At 70.0% G+C, this 17,073-nt stretch carries 6 protein-coding genes; 2 read left to right on the plus strand and 4 right to left on the minus strand.

Features of this window, described 5'->3' with window-relative positions; all coding sequences use genetic code 11:
• Window positions 1-110: 110 nt before the first annotated feature.
• The 4 genes from AB0E94_RS16300 to AB0E94_RS16315 all read right to left on the minus strand — a co-directional run bounded on the left by AB0E94_RS16300 (window position 111) and on the right by AB0E94_RS16315 (window position 5,710).
• Window positions 111-1,154 carry an NAD(P)-dependent alcohol dehydrogenase gene (locus AB0E94_RS16300; RefSeq protein ID WP_360326888.1) on the minus strand — a complete coding sequence of 348 codons (1,044 nt, stop codon included), beginning with the start codon at window positions 1,152-1,154 and terminating at the stop codon, window positions 111-113.
• Window positions 1,155-1,621: 467 nt separating this feature from the next.
• On the minus strand, window positions 1,622-3,685 hold the full coding sequence (locus AB0E94_RS16305; RefSeq protein WP_360326841.1) for an ATP-binding cassette domain-containing protein: 2,064 nt from the start codon (window positions 3,683-3,685) through the stop codon (window positions 1,622-1,624).
• A gap of 154 nt (window positions 3,686-3,839) precedes the next feature.
• Window positions 3,840-4,637 carry a MerR family transcriptional regulator gene (locus tag AB0E94_RS16310; RefSeq protein WP_360326843.1) on the minus strand — a complete coding sequence of 266 codons (798 nt, stop codon included), beginning with the start codon at window positions 4,635-4,637 and terminating at the stop codon, window positions 3,840-3,842.
• Complete coding sequence (locus AB0E94_RS16315) at window positions 4,634-5,710, minus strand: serine hydrolase domain-containing protein (protein ID WP_360326844.1); 1,077 nt, start codon at window positions 5,708-5,710, stop codon at window positions 4,634-4,636. Before AB0E94_RS16315 ends, AB0E94_RS16310 begins: the two co-directional genes overlap by 4 nt.
• A 176-nt stretch (window positions 5,711-5,886) precedes the next feature.
• Between AB0E94_RS16315 and AB0E94_RS16320 the strand changes: the two genes are divergently transcribed.
• Window positions 5,887-8,244 carry a DUF6055 domain-containing protein gene (locus AB0E94_RS16320; RefSeq protein ID WP_360326846.1) on the plus strand — a complete coding sequence of 786 codons (2,358 nt, stop codon included), beginning with the start codon at window positions 5,887-5,889 and terminating at the stop codon, window positions 8,242-8,244.
• 430 nt (window positions 8,245-8,674) lie between these two features.
• Entirely contained in the window at window positions 8,675-16,990 is an 8,316-nt protein-coding gene (locus AB0E94_RS16325) for a hypothetical protein (protein ID WP_360326848.1), read from the plus strand.
• Window positions 16,991-17,073 lie beyond the last annotated feature (83 nt).

The following is a 17,073-nucleotide window of genomic DNA, read 5'->3' on the forward strand; positions in this document are numbered from 1 at the left end:
GGCGAGGGCGGTGGAGGCCCGGTTCACCGCACAGACAGGCCGACCGCGGGCCGCCGGACGGGCGGCCGGACCTTGGGTTGCGGGTCCGGCCGGGGTGGTCGGGTGGTAGGTCAGTGGAGTGTGTTGATGTCGATGACGAAGCGGTAGCGGACATCGGATTTCAGGACTCGGTCGTAGGCCTCGTTGACGTCGGCCGCGTTGATCACTTCGACTTGGGCGGAGATTCCGTGTTCGGCGCAGAAGTCCAGCATCTCCTGGGTTTCGGCGATGCCACCGATGCTGGAACCGGCGAACGAACGACGTGCTCCGAACAGGGCGAACACCTGGACCGGCAGCGGCTCCGGCGGGGCTCCCACAGCGACCAGCGTGCCGTCCAGGCGGAGCAGGCGCAGGTAGGACGCCATGTCGATCGGGGCGCTCACGGTGTTGATGATCAGGTCGAAGGAGTTCGACAGCGTCTTGAAGGTGGCCGGGTCGCTGGTGGCGTAGTAGTGCTTGGCGCCGAAAGCGAGGCCGTCGTCCTTCTTGCTCAGGGTCTGCGACAGGACCGTCACCTCGGCGCCCATCGCGGCCGCGATCTTCACGGCCATGTGGCCGAGGCCGCCCATGCCGACGACGGCCACGTTGCGGCCCGGGCCGGCCTTCCAATGGGCCAGCGGCGAATACGTGGTGATGCCGGCGCAGAGCAGTGGGGCGGCCGTCTCATACGGGATGGCCTCCGGCACGCGGAGCACGAAATCCTCGTCGACGACGATGTGGGTCGAGTAGCCGCCCTGGGTGATCGTGCCGTCCCGGTCGCTCCCGCCGTAGGTGCCGACGTTGCCGTTCAGGCAGTACTGCTCCTGGCCGGCCTTGCAGTTGTCGCACACGCGGCACGAGTTGACCATGCAGCCGACGCCGACCCGGTCGCCGACGCTGTGCCGGGTGACCTCGGCGCCGACCTCGGTGACCTGGCCGACGATCTCGTGACCGACGGTCAGCGGGTATGGCACCCTGCCCCACTCGCCGCGCACGGTGTGGATGTCGGAGTGGCAAATGCCGGCGTAACGAATCTCGATCAGAACATCACGTGGCCCGACGGCACGCCGCTCGATGGTGGTGCGAACGAGCGGCTCGATTGCCGAGGGCGCGGCGATGGCGTTGACGGTAGCGATGACGGCCTCCGAAGACGAACGGTTCATGGAGCCAGGGCATCACGGGCGCGGCCGCGCAGGGAGACCCTGCTGATAGGTGTACCCCCAGTACCACTCCTGATGCAGGCGGCTGGCGCGTGTCCACTGCGGCTCGCCTCGGGCGTGACGGCCGCGTCCGGGCCGGCGTCGATTCGGTCGGTGTGCCCGCTCGCGGATCTTGCACGAACTTCCACCCTCGCACCGATCTTGCAGCCCTTTCCACGTCCCAACGGGAAGAAAGCTGCAAGGTCTCCCCGGCGCGGCAGACCTTGCACGATAAACCAGGCCCAGACATGAAGAAACGTGCAAGATCACTGCGAAGGTGGAGAAACGTGCAAGGTTGCCGCGAAAGTGGAGGAACGTGCAAGATCGGGACGTAAGCGGGCAGGTTGGCTGGGCCTAGCTCCAGCATGAGCGACCAGAAGGTTGGTGGACACCGCACCAGCCGCTCAAGGATGCGGCCTGGCGGGGAGGGGATGTGGCGCGGTGGGGGAGGGATGCGGCCCGGCGGGGGTGGCATGCGGCGCGGTGGGGGAGGGATGCGGCGCGGTGGGGGAAGGATGCGGCCCGGCGGGGGAGGGATTCGGCTCGGTGAGAGAGGGATTCGGTCCGGTGGGGGTGGCATGTGGCTCGGTGGGGGAGGGGTGCGGTTCGGTGGGAAGGAGGGTTGGGTCTGCGGGAGAAGTGGCGGCGGGGGCGAGGGAGCCCAGGAAACCGCCGGACTGCCGGGACCACAGGTCGGCGTAGAGGCCGCCGAGTTCCAGCAACGACGCGTGGGTGCCCTGTTCGGCGATCCGGCCGTCGTCGAGGACCACGATCCGGTCCATGCCGGCGATCGTCGACAGGCGGTGGGCGATCGCGATGACGGTCCGTCCGGCCATCACCGCGCCGAGCGTGTCGTGGATGGCCGCCTCCGACTCCGAGTCCAGCGCCGACGTGGCCTCGTCGAGGACCAGGATCGGGGCGTCCCGGTAGAACGCCCGGGCCAGCGCGATCCGCTGCCGCTGACCGCCGGAGAGGCGGACCCCGCGTTCGCCGACGTGCGCGTCCAGGCCGGTACGCCCGTCCGCGTCCCGCAGCGCCCCGACGAACCCGGCCGAGGCGCGGGCCAGCGCCAGCGAGATCCGCTGGTCATCGGCGTGGCCGGGGCCGGCGATGTTCTCCCGCACCGACCGGTGCAGCAGGGTCGCCTCCTGCGCGACCATGGCGATCTGCTCCCGCAGGCTGTCCTGGGTGACGTCGGTGACATCGGTCCCGTCGATGGTGATCGTGCCCGACTCCGGATCGTGGAACCGCAGCAGCAACCCGACCAGCGTGGACTTGCCGGCCCCGGAACGGCCGACCAGACCCACCCGTTCCCCGGCGGCGATGGCCAGATCGAGCCGGTCGAGTCCGCCCGCGCCACGCCCGTAGTGATGGCTGACCTGCTGGAAACTGATCGCTCCGGCCCGTACCGCCAAAGGGGTGGCAGTTGATTTGTCGGCGACCGTGAGTGGCTGGGCGACCGTGCGCAACGCCTGCCGAAGGGCGCCGGCGGCGCCGAAAAGGGACGAGACCGCGTCGAGGAGCCATTCGGCCATCGAGGTGATCCGGAAGCTGAGCGCCAGCGCGGCGGCGACCAGGCCGAGCGGGGCGGCCTCCGAGCGCCACAGCACGATGCCGTAACCGACCAGGCCGACGAGCAGCGCGCTGCCGAGCGCCATCATGCTGCTGTTGATCGTCACCTCGACCCGCTGCAACCGCAGGTGAGCCTGCCTGGCCTCGGCGAACACCCGCCGGTCGTGTTCGGTGCGGGCGTCCGCGCCGCCGAGCAGGGCGAGCGTGTCGACGTTGGCGTAGGAGTCGACGAGCAGGCCGGTCAGCGCCGACTCGGCGGCCTGCAGGTTCTCCGACGCACGCCGGAAACGAGGCACGATCAAACCCATGAGCAGGATGTACGCGACGATCCAGGCACACAGGGGCACGAGCAGCCGCACGTCGATCGCGGACATCACCCACACCGAGCCGGCGATGTAGGCGGTGACGTACACCAGCGTGTGGATCACCGAGTAGGCAGCGGTGGCGGCCGCGTCCCCGCCGTCGCGGACCCAGGTGGCGATCCGGCCGGCCAGGTCGTCGCGGAACCAGCCGACCGACTGCCGGGACACGTAGCGGTGGGCGCGCCAGCGGGCCAGCGGCCGCGCGTTGGCCCGGAACGTGATGTCGTCGAGCACCTGGCCGAGCAGCATCAGCGCCGGCCGGACCAGCAGCACGAACGCGGCGACCGTCAGCAGTTCGGTGCCGCGGTCGGCCCAGAGGGCGGCCGGGTCGGTGGCGGCGAGCAGGTCGACGAGCCGGCCGGCGTACCCGATCAGCCAGACCTCGATGGAGGCGCACAGGATCGTGGTGAGCACGGCGATCATCACGACCGGCCGCAGCGGCCGGAACTCCTGGAGGATGAACCGCCTGACGTCGGCGGCGGGGGTGGCGCCGTTACCGGCGGGGAACGGGTTGACGGGGTTCGAGAAGAACACGGAAGACCTCTCCAGCGGCGAACAGGGCGGGGGATGCGCTGGTTGTCCTCATGTCGCCGACCCTAGGCGGTGAGGTTCGGCACCGCCTCCCAATTTCCGCAGCCGAGGGCCGGGACGTCCGATGGACCCGGATCGGGTACCGGCTGTTGCCGGGTCACCACTTCGGCCGGCCCGAGGCCGAGCCGGAGTTCACCCGGATCCCGGCCGCCCGCAGCCTGGTCTCCACCAGCGTGGTCAGCCGCGACGCGGTCGAGCCCGGCGTCTCGCCGTAGCGGGCGATCAGCCGGTAGCGGTCCGCGGCGTCGGTGCGCGCCTGGAGGCCGGTCAGGGTGCGCAGATGCGCCGGGTTCGCCAGGTAGTGCCCGACCATCTCGGCGGCCAGTCCGTCCAGCCGCGGGTCGTCGGGCGGCCAGTCTGCGGCCTCGGCGCCGCGCCTGATCAGCGCGACGAACCGGGGATCCTCCAGGGCGTGCGCGACGTCCATCAGATAGTCGTCGAAACCTTCCGGGACCAGGGCTTTCGCCAGCACCCAGCCCTCCCGTAGCGCGGTCACCTCGGCGGCCGGGAAGCCGAGGGCGGGCATCCGTTCCAGCAGTTCGGCGGCGCGTTCGGACAGCAGGGCCCGGTCGCCGTCGGCGAGGTGGCGCAGGGTGTCACGGCGTGCGGTCAGTTCGGCGATCTGGGCGGTGAGGCGCTGCTCGACACCGGTCACAGCGCCGGCGAAACCTTCGGGGTCGGCGTTGAGCATCGGCCCGATCTCGGCCAGCGGCACTCCGGCGGCGGCCAGCGTTCGTACCCGTACCAGCCGTAACAGGTCGTCCGAGCCGTACCGCCGGTAGCCGGAGGCGTCCCGTGCCGGTTCCCGGACCAGGCCGATCCGGTGATAGTGCCGCACCGTCTTAACGGTGACCCGGATGAACGCCGCCGCCTGCCCGATGGTGACCCCGCTCATCCGAAGACCTCGCCCACCAGCCGCCGCTGCGCGTTGAGGAACGCCGGCGCGATCGACAGGCGGGAGTCGTCCACACAGGTCAGCGACGCGGCCATGACGGTGCCGCCGCCGGGGGCGCCGTACATCAGCGTCGCGTATCCGGCGATGCCGCCGTTGTGGGTGATGACCGGTCCGCCTTTCGTCTCCTGCACAAAAACCCCCAGGCCGTAGCCCATTCCCGGGATGCCGGTCGGATGCGGCGTGCACATCTCGGCCAGCAGGGCAGCGGGCAGCAACCGGCCGCCGAGCAACCCGGAGAGGAACGCCGTCAGGTCCCGGTTCGTGGAGATCATGTCACCGCCGGTGGAGATCCACGACGGATCGTGGCAGGTGACGTCGATCGTCTCCGGGCCGTGCCGGTAGTAGGCGTGGGCGTGCGGCTCGGGCAGTTCGCTCGCGGATTCCGGGGTCATCGTGCCGGACAGGCCGAGCGGGTCGAGGACCAGGCGCCGCATCTCGCCGGCGAACGGGCGGCCGGTGACCTGCTCGACGAGCAGCCGGAGCAGCACGTAGTTGGTGTTGGAGTAGCTCCAGGAGGTGCCCGGCTCGAACCGTGGCGGCCGGGCCAGCGATACCGCGATCAGCTCGTCCGGCCGGTAGGTCCGGAACCTGTCGTCGAGCCACTCGCCGCCCTTCGGTGTGCCGGGCGCCGGGATGCCCGGCAGGTAGCCGCCGTCCGCGCCCAGTTCGCCGGTGAAGTTGAACAGCCCGCTGGTGTGCTGCAGCAGCATCCGCGCGGTGATCCGCCGGTCCAGGTTCCGGCCGGAGAGATGTTCGGCGACCGGGCCGTCGAGATCCAGCACGCCTTCGGCGGCCAGGCCCAGGGCCAGCGCCGCGGCGAACGTCTTGGTGTTGCTGCCGATCCGGAAACGGCCGTCGGCAGGCGGTGCGGCGAGGTCTCCGATCCGGGCCAGCCCGGCGGCGCCTTCCTGTTCACCCTCTTCATTCTGTACGCGCAACGCGGCCCCGAGAAATCCGGAGGCGACGACGTCCTCGACGGCCTGCTGAAGTTCCGGCCGGAGTGCCTGGGACATGGTTTCGTTTCCTCTCTGAAGCGGCGTCAGCGCCGTGCCAGGAGCGTGCACCCTGACCTCGGGTCAACCTCACCGGTGACCTGCGTCACGCCCGCTTAAGGCTGCGTAAAGGCTGCTCAAAGAGGGTGTTCAGGAGATTTGGGAGCGTTTCCAAAGTTGGTCTAGGGTCCCGGGTCATGCCGATTCCCCAAGCGCGATCACGGCGTCAGCTGTGGTTCGTCATCGCGTGTGCATTCGTGCTTCTCGCAGGCGTGGGGCTCGTCCCCCAGATCATGTCCCGCGCCTCGGCTGCCACCAAGACCGTCTACATCCCCGAATCGTGGACCCGGACCGGTGAGGTCCCGTGGACCGCCGAGCGGACCAAGGAGTCGAACAACTTCATCCTGCTCTGGGGTGAGAAGTCCGGCACCGACCCGGCGTCCGCCAGTGACCCGTACAAGTTCGATCCGGACAATGTGCTCAGCCAGCTGGAGAACCTGTACAGCTTCTACGTGAACACGATGAAGTTCACGCCGGAGACCGGGCTGCTCGCCGAACACAAGATCATCGTGATCGTCACGAACACCTGGAACCGCACCGAACTCAACGCCTGGGCGACCGGCGGCTCGGTCGACGGCCGGGTCGGTGTCATCAACATCGCGCCCGGCGCGGCCCTGCCCGGCTCGTGGGGCCTTGCGCACGAGCTGGCTCACGTCTTCCAGAACTACACGTTCCTCGGCCGGAGCGGCTACGGGTTCACCGATCAGTCGGCCGGCACGTTCTGGGAGACCAGTGCGGAGTTCATGGCCATGCAGACCTTGCCGACGACGGCGGCCGGTGACCTGACCAGGTGGTTGCGTTCGGAGAACCTGTACTACAGCTCCAGCCGGCACCACTACGGCAACTGGATGCTGGCGCAGTACATCAAGGACCGCGACGGTCTGGAGATGTTCAACCGCATCTGGAACGAGGCCCGCAACACCGAGCACCCGCTCGAGGTGTACCGGCGGATCGCCGGCATCGACCAGGCCGAACTGAACCGTCGGCTCGGCGAGTACGCCACCCGGACCGTCACGTACGACTTCGGCAACCGGTCAACATTGATGCCGTTCATCAACAATGTATGGGGCGCCGGGTTCCTCAATGCGTACAACGGCGGCAATGTTGATCCAGTCAACTCAAGTCAAGGCCACTACCAGATCAACCCGAGGGTGGCGCCGTCCGACTACGGGTTCAACAAGATCAAGCTGGTGCCGTCCACGGATGGTGGGCTGGTCCGGCTGCGGTTGAAGGGACATGCCGAGACCGGGGCCACCGGGTGGACGTTCGGGCTGGTCGCGGTCAAGGGCGGCGTCCCGCGGTACTCCACGTTGAAGTCCGGCACGGATGGGCAGATCGACTTCCAGCTCCAGTCCGGTGAGAGTGAGGTGTGGCTGGTCGTCACCGGCACGCCGAACGCGGTTCCGCACTACGGGTTCCTCGACGGGTACACCAAGGCTCGCCGCTATCCCTACGAGTTCCGGGTGGAGGGGGCGACGCCGTCCGGGTTCGAGCCGGGCTACGTCAAGCCGGCCGCCACCAACGGCGGGCGCTGGCACTCCAACGGTGGTGGCTGGGTGGCCGGCAATGCGACTGTCGCGTCGACCGCCTACGTCGGGCCGAAGGCCGCCGTCATGGGCGGAACCGTCACCGGCAACGCCCGGATCGAAGGCCTGGGCTGGGTCAACGGCGGCACCGTCGGGGGCAACGCGGTCGTCAAGGACAACGCACTCATCCAGGACGGCGCGAACCTGTCCGGCAACGTCGTGGTCGGTGGTGACGCGGAGATCGCGTTCGCCTGCTCGTCCGGCACGTATCTGCTGTTCAACCCGGACCGCAAGTGTGACGGCGGGGCCGGCGAGACCGACGTCAATCCGTCGTTCACCGCGTTCGCCAGCGCCGATCTGGCGATCCAGGACGTCGCGACCACCGAGCCGTCGGCGACCCCGACGACTGCCGCGCCGACCACACCGGCGACGGTCGCTCCGACGACGACGGTGCCCGCACCGTCCGGCTCCACGGAAAGCGGCGGCGGAAACGGTAGCGGAGACGGCAGCGGAAACGGCAGCGGCGGCGGAAGCGACAGCGGCAACCTTGCCGGCACGGCCACCGCGTCCGCCTCCTACACCTCGGCCTGGGAGTCGGTCGCGGCGATCAACGACGGCATCGAGCCCGCGACGTCCAACGACACCGTCAATCGACGCTGGGGAACGTGGCCGCAGAGCGGCCGCCAGTGGGCCGAACTCCAATGGCCGTCCGCCGTCACGGTCGGCCGGGCGCAGGCCTACTTCTTCGACGACGGCAACGGGGTGCGCCTGCCTGCCTCGTGGCGGCTCCAGTACTGGACCGGGACCGCCTACGCCGACGTGCCGAAGGCCAGCGGGTACGCGCGGGCCGCGAACACCTACAACACGGTGACGTTCACCCCGGTGACCACCACCCGGTTGCGGTTCGTGCTGCGCGCCTCCGGCACGAGCTCGGTCGGCCTGCTCGAAGCGAAGGCGTTCGCCGCGTAACGGCGCGAGGGTGTGCGGCCGGTTCGAAGCGGAGGCGTTCGCCGCGTAACGGCGCGAGGGTGTGCGGCCGGTTCGAAGCGGAGGCGTTCGGCCGGTGACGGCGTATTCAGGAAACGGCCGGGTGACCATGTCGCCCGGCCGTTTCGCGCATTTCCGGCCATCGGGAAGATCATTTCGGTGGACTGGTGCGGTGGAGGTTCCAGCGGTTGATGTGCCTGCTCTGACGTCTCGTTACAGCCGGGATCGCTGGGAACCGGTGGGACGGAAATGGTCCAGGAAAATGCCTGACTATTGCATCCGGTGGAATGGGTGCGGGTAGCCGTACAAATATGAGGAATTTCTTTTTTGAGGTCTTGATGTCGTATTAGCCTGCAATGGCCCGGGTAGGGCCGGGCTTCCGGCCTGCGTCACCAGAGCAACGGGGGAGTCCGTGCGTGGGCTAGTCAGGCGTGTCGGTTTCACCATCGCCGCATTCGCGATGATTCTGGCGTTGTCCCTGGTCCTGCCGTTCCGGATGACGCCCGCGGTGGCCGCGCAGACGGTCTGCCCGACGGCGGTGTCGCTCACCAACGGTGACTTCGAACAGCCGGTGATCTCCACCGGCAGCGTGTCGATCATGGCGCAGACGCTGGTGCCGGGCTGGCTGACCACCGCGACCGACAAGATGATCGAGCTGTGGCGCGGCTACGGCGGTGTGACACCTGCTTCCGGCAGCCAGCACGCCGAGCTCAACGCCAACATGGTGTCGACGCTGTACCAGGATCTCGACACGATTCCCGGGACCATCCTGCGCTGGCAGCTCAACCACCGCGGCCGGACCGGCACCGACACCATGGCGGTGATCATCGGCCCGCCGGCCGGGACGCTGGTGCAGCAGGGCGCGAACATCGCCGATCCGAAGACCACGTGGGGCTCCTACACCGGCACGTACACGGTGCCGGCTGGGCAGACCAAGACCCGGTTCGCGTTCAAGTCGGTCTCGTCGGCCAGCACCGACCCGAGCATCGGCAACTTCCTCGACGCGGTGTCGTTCGGTTCGGCGGGCTGCCTGACCACCACCACGTCGGTCGTCAACAGCTCCGGCGCCACCACCGCGAACGTCGGCGACACGCTCACCTACTCGGTGACCACCCGCAACGACGGCGGTACCCCGGCCACCCTGTCGGCGATCACCGACGTGCTGCCGGCCGGCACCACCTACGTGGCCGGATCACTGAAATCGGTCACCGGGACGACGACCACCAAACCGACCGACGCGGCCGGGGACGACGTCGGCGAGTACGTGAGCGGCACCGGCACCGTGAAACTGCGGGTCGGCACCGGCGCCACCGGTTCCGTCGGCGGCACCCTCGCGCCGGGTGAGTCGCAGACACTGTCCTACCAGGTGGTGGTCGGTTCCTCGATCGCCAACTCCGCGCTGTCCAACGACGCGACCGCCACCTACACCGAGGTGGTCACCAACACCTCGCCCACCTCGACCTCCAACACCTCGACCATCGCGGTCAACCCGGCCGCCGACCTGTCGGTGACCGCAGCCCTGGCCGGCTCGGCGGTCGTGGCCGGCCAGCAGGCGAGCTACACCGTCACGGCGAACAACGCCGGCCCGAGCACGGCGGCCACGGTGGTGCTCACCGCCACCGTGCCGTCCGGGCTGACCGGGGTCACCGCGGCCTCGACCGGCGGTACCTGTTCGGTCAGTGGAACCAAGGCGACCTGCAACTACCCGAGCCTTGCCGCGGCCGCCAGCCGGACCATGACGATCACCGGCAACGTGCCCTCCGGGGAGACCCCGGGCACCGCCTACACGGTCGGCGCGGCGATCACCAGCGCCACGTACGAGACGAAACAGTCGGACAACACGGCGTCGGTGAGCAACGCGGTGACCGGCAGCGCCGACCTCGGCGTCACCATGAGCTATTCGCCGGCGAACCCGACAGGTGGCAGCACCATCACCTACACGGTGCAGGTCACCAACGCCGGGCCGTCGACCGCCCGGACCATCGTGCTGTCCGAGGTGATCCCGGTCGGCTCGACGAACGCGCAGGCGACCCTGCCCGGCGGCACCTGCGCCACCACGACGACCGGCACCATCGAATGCGCGCTGGCCTCGCTGGCGTCCGGGGCGTCGGTGACGGCCACCATCACGATGACGCTGCACAACACGAATCCGGTCGTCAACAACGCGGTCTCGCTGAAAGCGGCGACACCCGACCCGGACGTCAACAACAACATCGCCACCGTCACCGGGGCCGGCGCCCTGATCGCAGACGTCGGGATCGCCCTGACACTCGGCACCTACACGGCCTATGCGGGGGACAGCACCACCTACACCCTCGCTGTGACGAACAACGGCCCGTCGATGGCCGACAACATCTCGTTCATCCCGGTGCTGCCACCGGGTGTGACGATCGTCCGGCCGACCACCGGGCCGATGGCGGCGTACTGCACCGCCACCGCCTGCACCATCCCGCACCTGCCGCCCGGGGTGACGATCCCGCTGTCCGGCACCGTGGTCCTCGGCCCCGACGCGCAGGCCGGCCCCGGCACCGCGACGGTCACCGTGGTCACCACCACCACCGACAACAACTCTGCGAACGACAAGCAGACAGCCAACTTCACGGTTCTGCTCAAGGGCGACCTGTCGGTGACGCAGACCCTGGTCAACCAGGACCGCGGCGGCAACACGCTGGTGCCCGGCGAGCGGATCCGCAGTGTCGTCACGGTCACCAACGCCGGGCCGACCCGGGCCGAGGGTGTCGTGGTCCAGCGGCCCGTCCCGGCCGGGCAGACCGTTCCGACGGCCACCACCAGCACCGGCTCCTGCACGTTCCAGGGCACCACCGACCTGAACGGCATCACCCCCGACGGTGGTCTGTTCACCTGCACCAGACCGTTGATGTACGCCTCGACGACCTGGGACATCACCTTCGACACGCTGCTGAAGGCGAGCTACAGCGGCAACTCGTTCGTCCGTACCGTCACCGTGTCGGCGACCTCGGCCGATCCGTCCAGTGGCAACGACAGCGCCACCACGACCGCGACCGTCGCGCACATCTCCGACCTCGACCTGACCCAGACGACCAGCACCCCGACCGTGGTGGCGACCGACCCGGTGCAGTTCACCGTCACCGCCCGCAACACCGGACCGTCCGACGTCGCCAACGTGGTCGTCCAGGTCCAGCCGCAGACCGGTCTGCTGATCAGCTCCGGCACCGGGTCCGGCAGCTACGACCCGGGCACCGGCCGCTGGTCGATCCCGTCGCTCGCGGCCGGCGGATCGGTCACCCTCACCCTGACCGGCACCGCGCTCAGCGCCGGCACCCCGAACAACGTGGTCCGGGTGGTGTCAGCCGACAGCACCGACCCGGCGTCGGGCAACAACACCGCACAGACCGCCGTCACCATCACCCCGAGCAACGCCTCCCTGAAGATCACCGGCGTCGCCACGGTCACTCCGTCCAGCCGGCAGAACGCGGCGGTCACCGGCGACGCGGTCACCTACCGGTTCACCGTGGTCAACGACGGCAACGTGACGATGAACCAGCTCGTGGTGCGCGACGCGCTGACCGGCACCGCCGACTGCCCGGGAACCACACTCGCGGCCGGGGCGCAGATGGTGTGCAACAGCCCGGTCCCGTACACGATCACCCAGGCCGACTTCGACGCCCAGCAGCCGGTCTACAACAACGCGACGGTCACCGGCCGCCCGCCCGGCGGCGCGGCCGCGGTCAGCTTCGGCCCGGCGCCGGTCACCGTGCAACTCGCCACCGGCGCGCCGTCGCTGCGGGCGACCGTCACCGCGACGGTCAGCCCGGCCGGGCACACCGGCGCGGCACAGACCGGTGACACGGTCACCTACTCGTACGTCGTCGTCAACGACGGCAACGCGGCCCTCAACTCGATCACCGTCACCGACACCAAGGGCGGTCCGGTCACCTGCCCCGGCGCCACCCTCGCCGTCGGCGCTTCGATGACGTGCACCAGCAGCAGCCCCTACGTGGTGACGCAGACCGACGTCGACGACGGTGTGGCGATCCGCGACTCGGCCACCGTCGGCGGGCGGCTCGCCGGCTCGAACACCACCCGCACCTTCGGCCCGTTCTCCACAGGCGTCCCGGTGGTCGCGGCCGCACCATCCCTCACCGCGGTGGTCACCGCCAGCGTCACACCGCCGGCCCGGCAGAGCGCTGCCGCGCCCAACGACACGATCAGCTATTCGTACGCGGTGACGAACAACGGCAACGTCACGATGTCCTCGATCGCCGTCACCGACACGAGGACCGGCACCGCCAGCTGCCCGTCCGCCACCCTGGCCGTGAACGCGACGATGACCTGCACCAGCTCCTCGTCCTACCGGGTCACCCAGTCCGACGTGGACGCCGGCACCCCGGTCGCTGACAGCGCCACCGTCACCGGCCGGGCGCCCGGCGCCGCCACCGGCTCCTACGGCCCGTTCACGGTGTCCGTCCCGGTCGCCGTCGCCGCGCCGGCGCTCGCCGTCACCGTCGTCCCGTCGGTCAACCCGATCGCCAGGCAGAACGCGGTCCGCGCCGGGGACACCATCGCGTACTCGTACACGGTCACCAACAACGGCAACGTGACCATGTCGAACATCGTCGTCAGCGACACCCGGCTGGGCGCCGCCACCTGCCCGGCCACCCCGCTCGCGGCCGGCGCCACCGCCACGTGCACGTCCGTCGGCAGCTACACCGTCACCCAGAGCGACGTCGATGCGGCGACCGGCGTGGCGTCGACCGCATCGGTGTCCGGGCGCAGACCCGGCGCGGTCAGCAACACCGTCTACGGCTCGAACACCGTGACGGTGCCGGTGGCCGGCGCCTCGCCGTCGCTCTCGATCACGTCGGTGGCCACCGTGGCGCCCGCCGCGCACCAGAACGCCGTGCGGGTCGGCGACACGATCACCTACACCTACACCGTGGTCAACGACGGCAACGTGACGATGACCGGGATCGGGCTCACCGACGCGCTGGCCGGCACGGTCAACTGCCCGGCCACGTCGCTGCTGGTCGGCGCGTCGATGACCTGCACCAGCGCGATGCCGTACACGGTCACCCAGGCCCGGATCGACGTCGGCCTGCCGATCACCGCGAGCGCCTCCGCCACCGCCACCACACCGGGCGGCGCCAACCCGTCGTTCGGCCCGTTCACCGCCACCGTCAGCGTCGCCCCCGCCGTGCCCGCACTGACCATGCTGGTCACCGCGACCGTGACCCCCGCAATACGGCAGAGTCAGGCGCAGGCCGGCGACACGATCGACTACACGTTCGACATCAGCAACACCGGCAACGTGACGATGTCCTCGATCGCCGTGGCCGGCAACGTCCGAGCAGGCCAATGCCCGTTCACGTCGCTGGCCGTCGGCGCGTCGATGACGTGCGCCAGCGCCTCGCCGTACACCGTCACGGCCGGCGACATCATCACGGCGAACCCGATCACCAACAACGCCGTCCTCACCGCACGCGCGCCGGCCGCCACGTCCGACACCACCTACGCCACCGGCAGCGCCACCATCGCGCTCGCCCAGGCGGCCGCATCGCTCACCGTCTCGATCACGCCCGCGGTCAACCCGGTGGGCAACCGCTATGCCGCGGCGGTCGGCAACACCATCACGTACAGCATCGTCGTCACCAACAACGGCGACCAGACGATGAACTCGATCGGCCTCACCGACTCGCTGACCAACCTGGCCGCAGTCTGCCCGTTCACCTCGCTGGCCGCCGCCGCCCAGATGACCTGCACCAGCGGCGGGCCGTACACCGTCACGCAGAGCGACCTCGACACCGGCGGCCCGGTGACCTCGAGGATCACCGTCAGCGCGGCGAAATCGTCCGACGGCAGCGCGGTCGGTTACGGACCCTTCGAGTCCACCGTGCCGGTCGCCCCGGCCAACCCGCTGCTGAAACTCACCCCGGCCGCCACCCCCACCGGTGACACCGTCGGCAGCGCCATCGCCTTCTCCTTCACGGTGCAGAACATCGGCAACGTCACCATGAACACCCTCGTGGTCGCGGGCAACCTCTCCGGAACCGCGTCCTGCCTGGCCGTCACGCTCGCCCCGGGGGACACCACCACCTGCACCGGCGCCACCGGCGCCACCATCACCCAGGGCGACCTCGACGCCGGGCTCCCGATCACCGACACCGCCCAGGCCACCGCACGCCGGGCCGGCACGGCCACCGACGTCATCTTCGGACCGCGGACCTCCAGCGCCCCGGTCGCCGCCGCGGCGCCGTCCCTGACGATCAGCAGCGCCGCCACCGTCTCCGATCCGGCCCGGCAGACCGCCGCAGCGGCCGGCGACACCATCTCGTACGCCTACACGATCACCAACAACGGCAACGTGACGATGAACAGCTTCTCCGTCACGGACAGCCTGATCGGCGCGGTGACCTGCCCCAACGTCTCGATCGGCCCCCTCGGCACACTGACCTGCACGGGCGCCCCGCTCTACCCGGTGACCCAGTCCGACGTGGACGCCGGGCAGCCGATCGTCTCCAGCGCCTACGTGATCGGCCAGCAGACCGGGCAGACAGCGCCACACTCGTACGGCCCGGCCACCGCCTCCACCGGAGTCGCCACCGGCGCGCCGTCACTGACCGCGACCGTCGACGCGCTCGTCACCCCGGCCGGGCACCAGACCGCGGCCGAAGCCGGCGACACGGTCAGCTACCGGACGGTGCTCACCAACAACGGCAACCAGACGATCACCAACCTCACCGTCAGCGACACCCGCGCGGGCACCGCGAGCTGCCCGGGCACCAGTCTCGCCCCCGGCGCGTCGATGACCTGCACCAGCGTGTCGTCGTACACGGTCACGGCCGGCGACATCGACACCAACACCCCGGTCCTGACCACCGTGACCGTCTCCGGGCGACGCCCGTCCGACCCGGCCGCCACCGCCCTGCTGGCACCGCAGGCCAGCTTCCCGGTGGTCGCGGCCGCGCCCGCACTGACCATCGTGGCCGATTCCGTCGTCACCCCCGGGGCGCACCGCGACCAGCTGGTCCGTGCCGACATCGTGGACTACGAGTTCACTGTCCGGAACACCGGCAACGTCACGATGACCGGTGTCGCCGTGACCGGCGTCCGCACCGGGACGGCGAACTGCCTGGCCACCACGCTCGCCGCCGGCGCCTCCACCACCTGCAACGCGGGCACACCGTACGTCGTGACCCAGCCCGACGTCGAAGCCGGCCAGCCGATCGTGGAGAGCGCGTCGGTCACCGCGCGTGCCCCCGGCGCCACTTCGGACCAGACGTTCGGCCCGGCCACCGACACCGAGCAGATGGCGGTCGCCGCCGACTCGCTCGACCTGTCCGTGGTCGCCGTGGTCACCCCGTCCGACCATCAGGCGGCCGCGCAGACCGGTGACACCGTCGCGTTCCGGTACACCGTCGTCAACGACGGCGACCTCGAGGTCACCAACATCGCCGTCGACGACAGTCTGGTCGGGCCCGCACAGTGCCCCGGCACGACCCTGCCGGTCGGCGGCTCGATGATCTGCGCCAGCCAGTCCTCGTACCGGATCACCCAGGCCGACGTCGACGCCGACCGCGCCATCCGGGAACCGGCGACGGTGACCGGCCGCCGCAACGGCGCGCTCACCGACACCCCCTACGACACCGACGCGGCCACCGTCCGGCTCGTCGTCGGGCACGGCAGCCTGGGCATCGACATCTCGGCCACCATCGAGGAGCGGGCGCTGCGCCCGGCCGGCATCGCGTCCACCGGCGGGATGCCCGCGGTCGGTGACGGCATCCGTTACCGCTACCTGGTCGTCAACAACGGCAACGTGACGATGTCGACGGTGACCGTGACGGACGTGACGATGGGCGCGATCCCGTGCCCGCAACCCACCCTGGCCGTCGGCGAGCTGATGACCTGCGTCGCCCCGAAGCTGTACATCGTCACCCAGGCCGACATCGACAGCAAACGGATCATCACCACCGCCGCCTCGACCAGCGGGCTCGAACCGGGCGCCACGGTGCCGACCGATTCCGGCCCGGCCGCCGCCGAGACCCCGGTCGAGCCGCAGGTGCCCGCGGTCGGCGCGGCACAGACCGTCGGATGGGCCGACACCGACGGCGACGGGATCCTCGGCACCAGCGACGACGTCACGTCCACCATCGTCGTCACCAACAGCGGCAACGTGACCCTGCACAACATCACCCTGAGTGGGCTGCCGGTCGGCGTCACCTGTCCGAAGACGACCCTGGCCCCGGGCGAGAGCATGACCTGCGTGTCCGACCCGTACCACCTGACGGCGGAAGACATCGCGCAAGGCCACGGCAATTTTCTGGTACGGGCGAACGGAACGACCCCGGACAACTCGGGTGGGGCACAGGCCGACGCGCCGGCCTCGATCGACCCGACCGTACCGGCCCCGACACCGTCCCCTTCGCCGTCGGTGTCCGCCACCCCGTCACCGTCGGTGACACCCAGCCGTACCCCGTCCCCGTCGGCGTCGCCGTCCCGGACGCCGTCACGTTCCCCGTCGACGAGGCCGTCCCGGACCCCGTCCCGGGCCACCCCGTCGCGGACGCCGTCGCGTTCGCCGTCCCCGGCACCGTCGCGGACCGACGACGGCGCCAACCCGGGCGAGAACCCGATCACCGGCGGCGACGGCCTGCCACTGCTGGTCGGCGGCGTGTTCCTGCTCGGCGGTGGCATCCTGCTGACGCTGCTGAGCGCCGTCCGCGCAAGGCGCTTCGAACTCCCGGACTGAACCCCGCCCAGCCGTTGTCTGCACGGTGACTTGCGCCATAAGCCCTCGTCCACGAGTGGACGCTTCGCCACCACATTGATCAC

Origin of the sequence: Actinoplanes sp. NPDC026670, assembly GCF_040638175.1 — a bacterium.
Lineage (GTDB): Bacteria > Actinomycetota > Actinomycetes > Mycobacteriales > Micromonosporaceae > Actinoplanes.

Excerpts from the sequence above, each read along its gene's own strand:
- AB0E94_RS16320 (WP_360326846.1), top strand. The coding sequence starts at position 5,887 with ATGCCGATTCCCCAAGCGCGATCACGGCGTCAGCTGTGGTTCGTCATC.
- AB0E94_RS16310 (WP_360326843.1), bottom strand. The coding sequence starts at position 4,637 with ATGAGCGGGGTCACCATCGGGCAGGCGGCGGCGTTCATCCGGGTCACC.
- AB0E94_RS16315 (WP_360326844.1), bottom strand. The coding sequence starts at position 5,710 with ATGTCCCAGGCACTCCGGCCGGAACTTCAGCAGGCCGTCGAGGACGTC.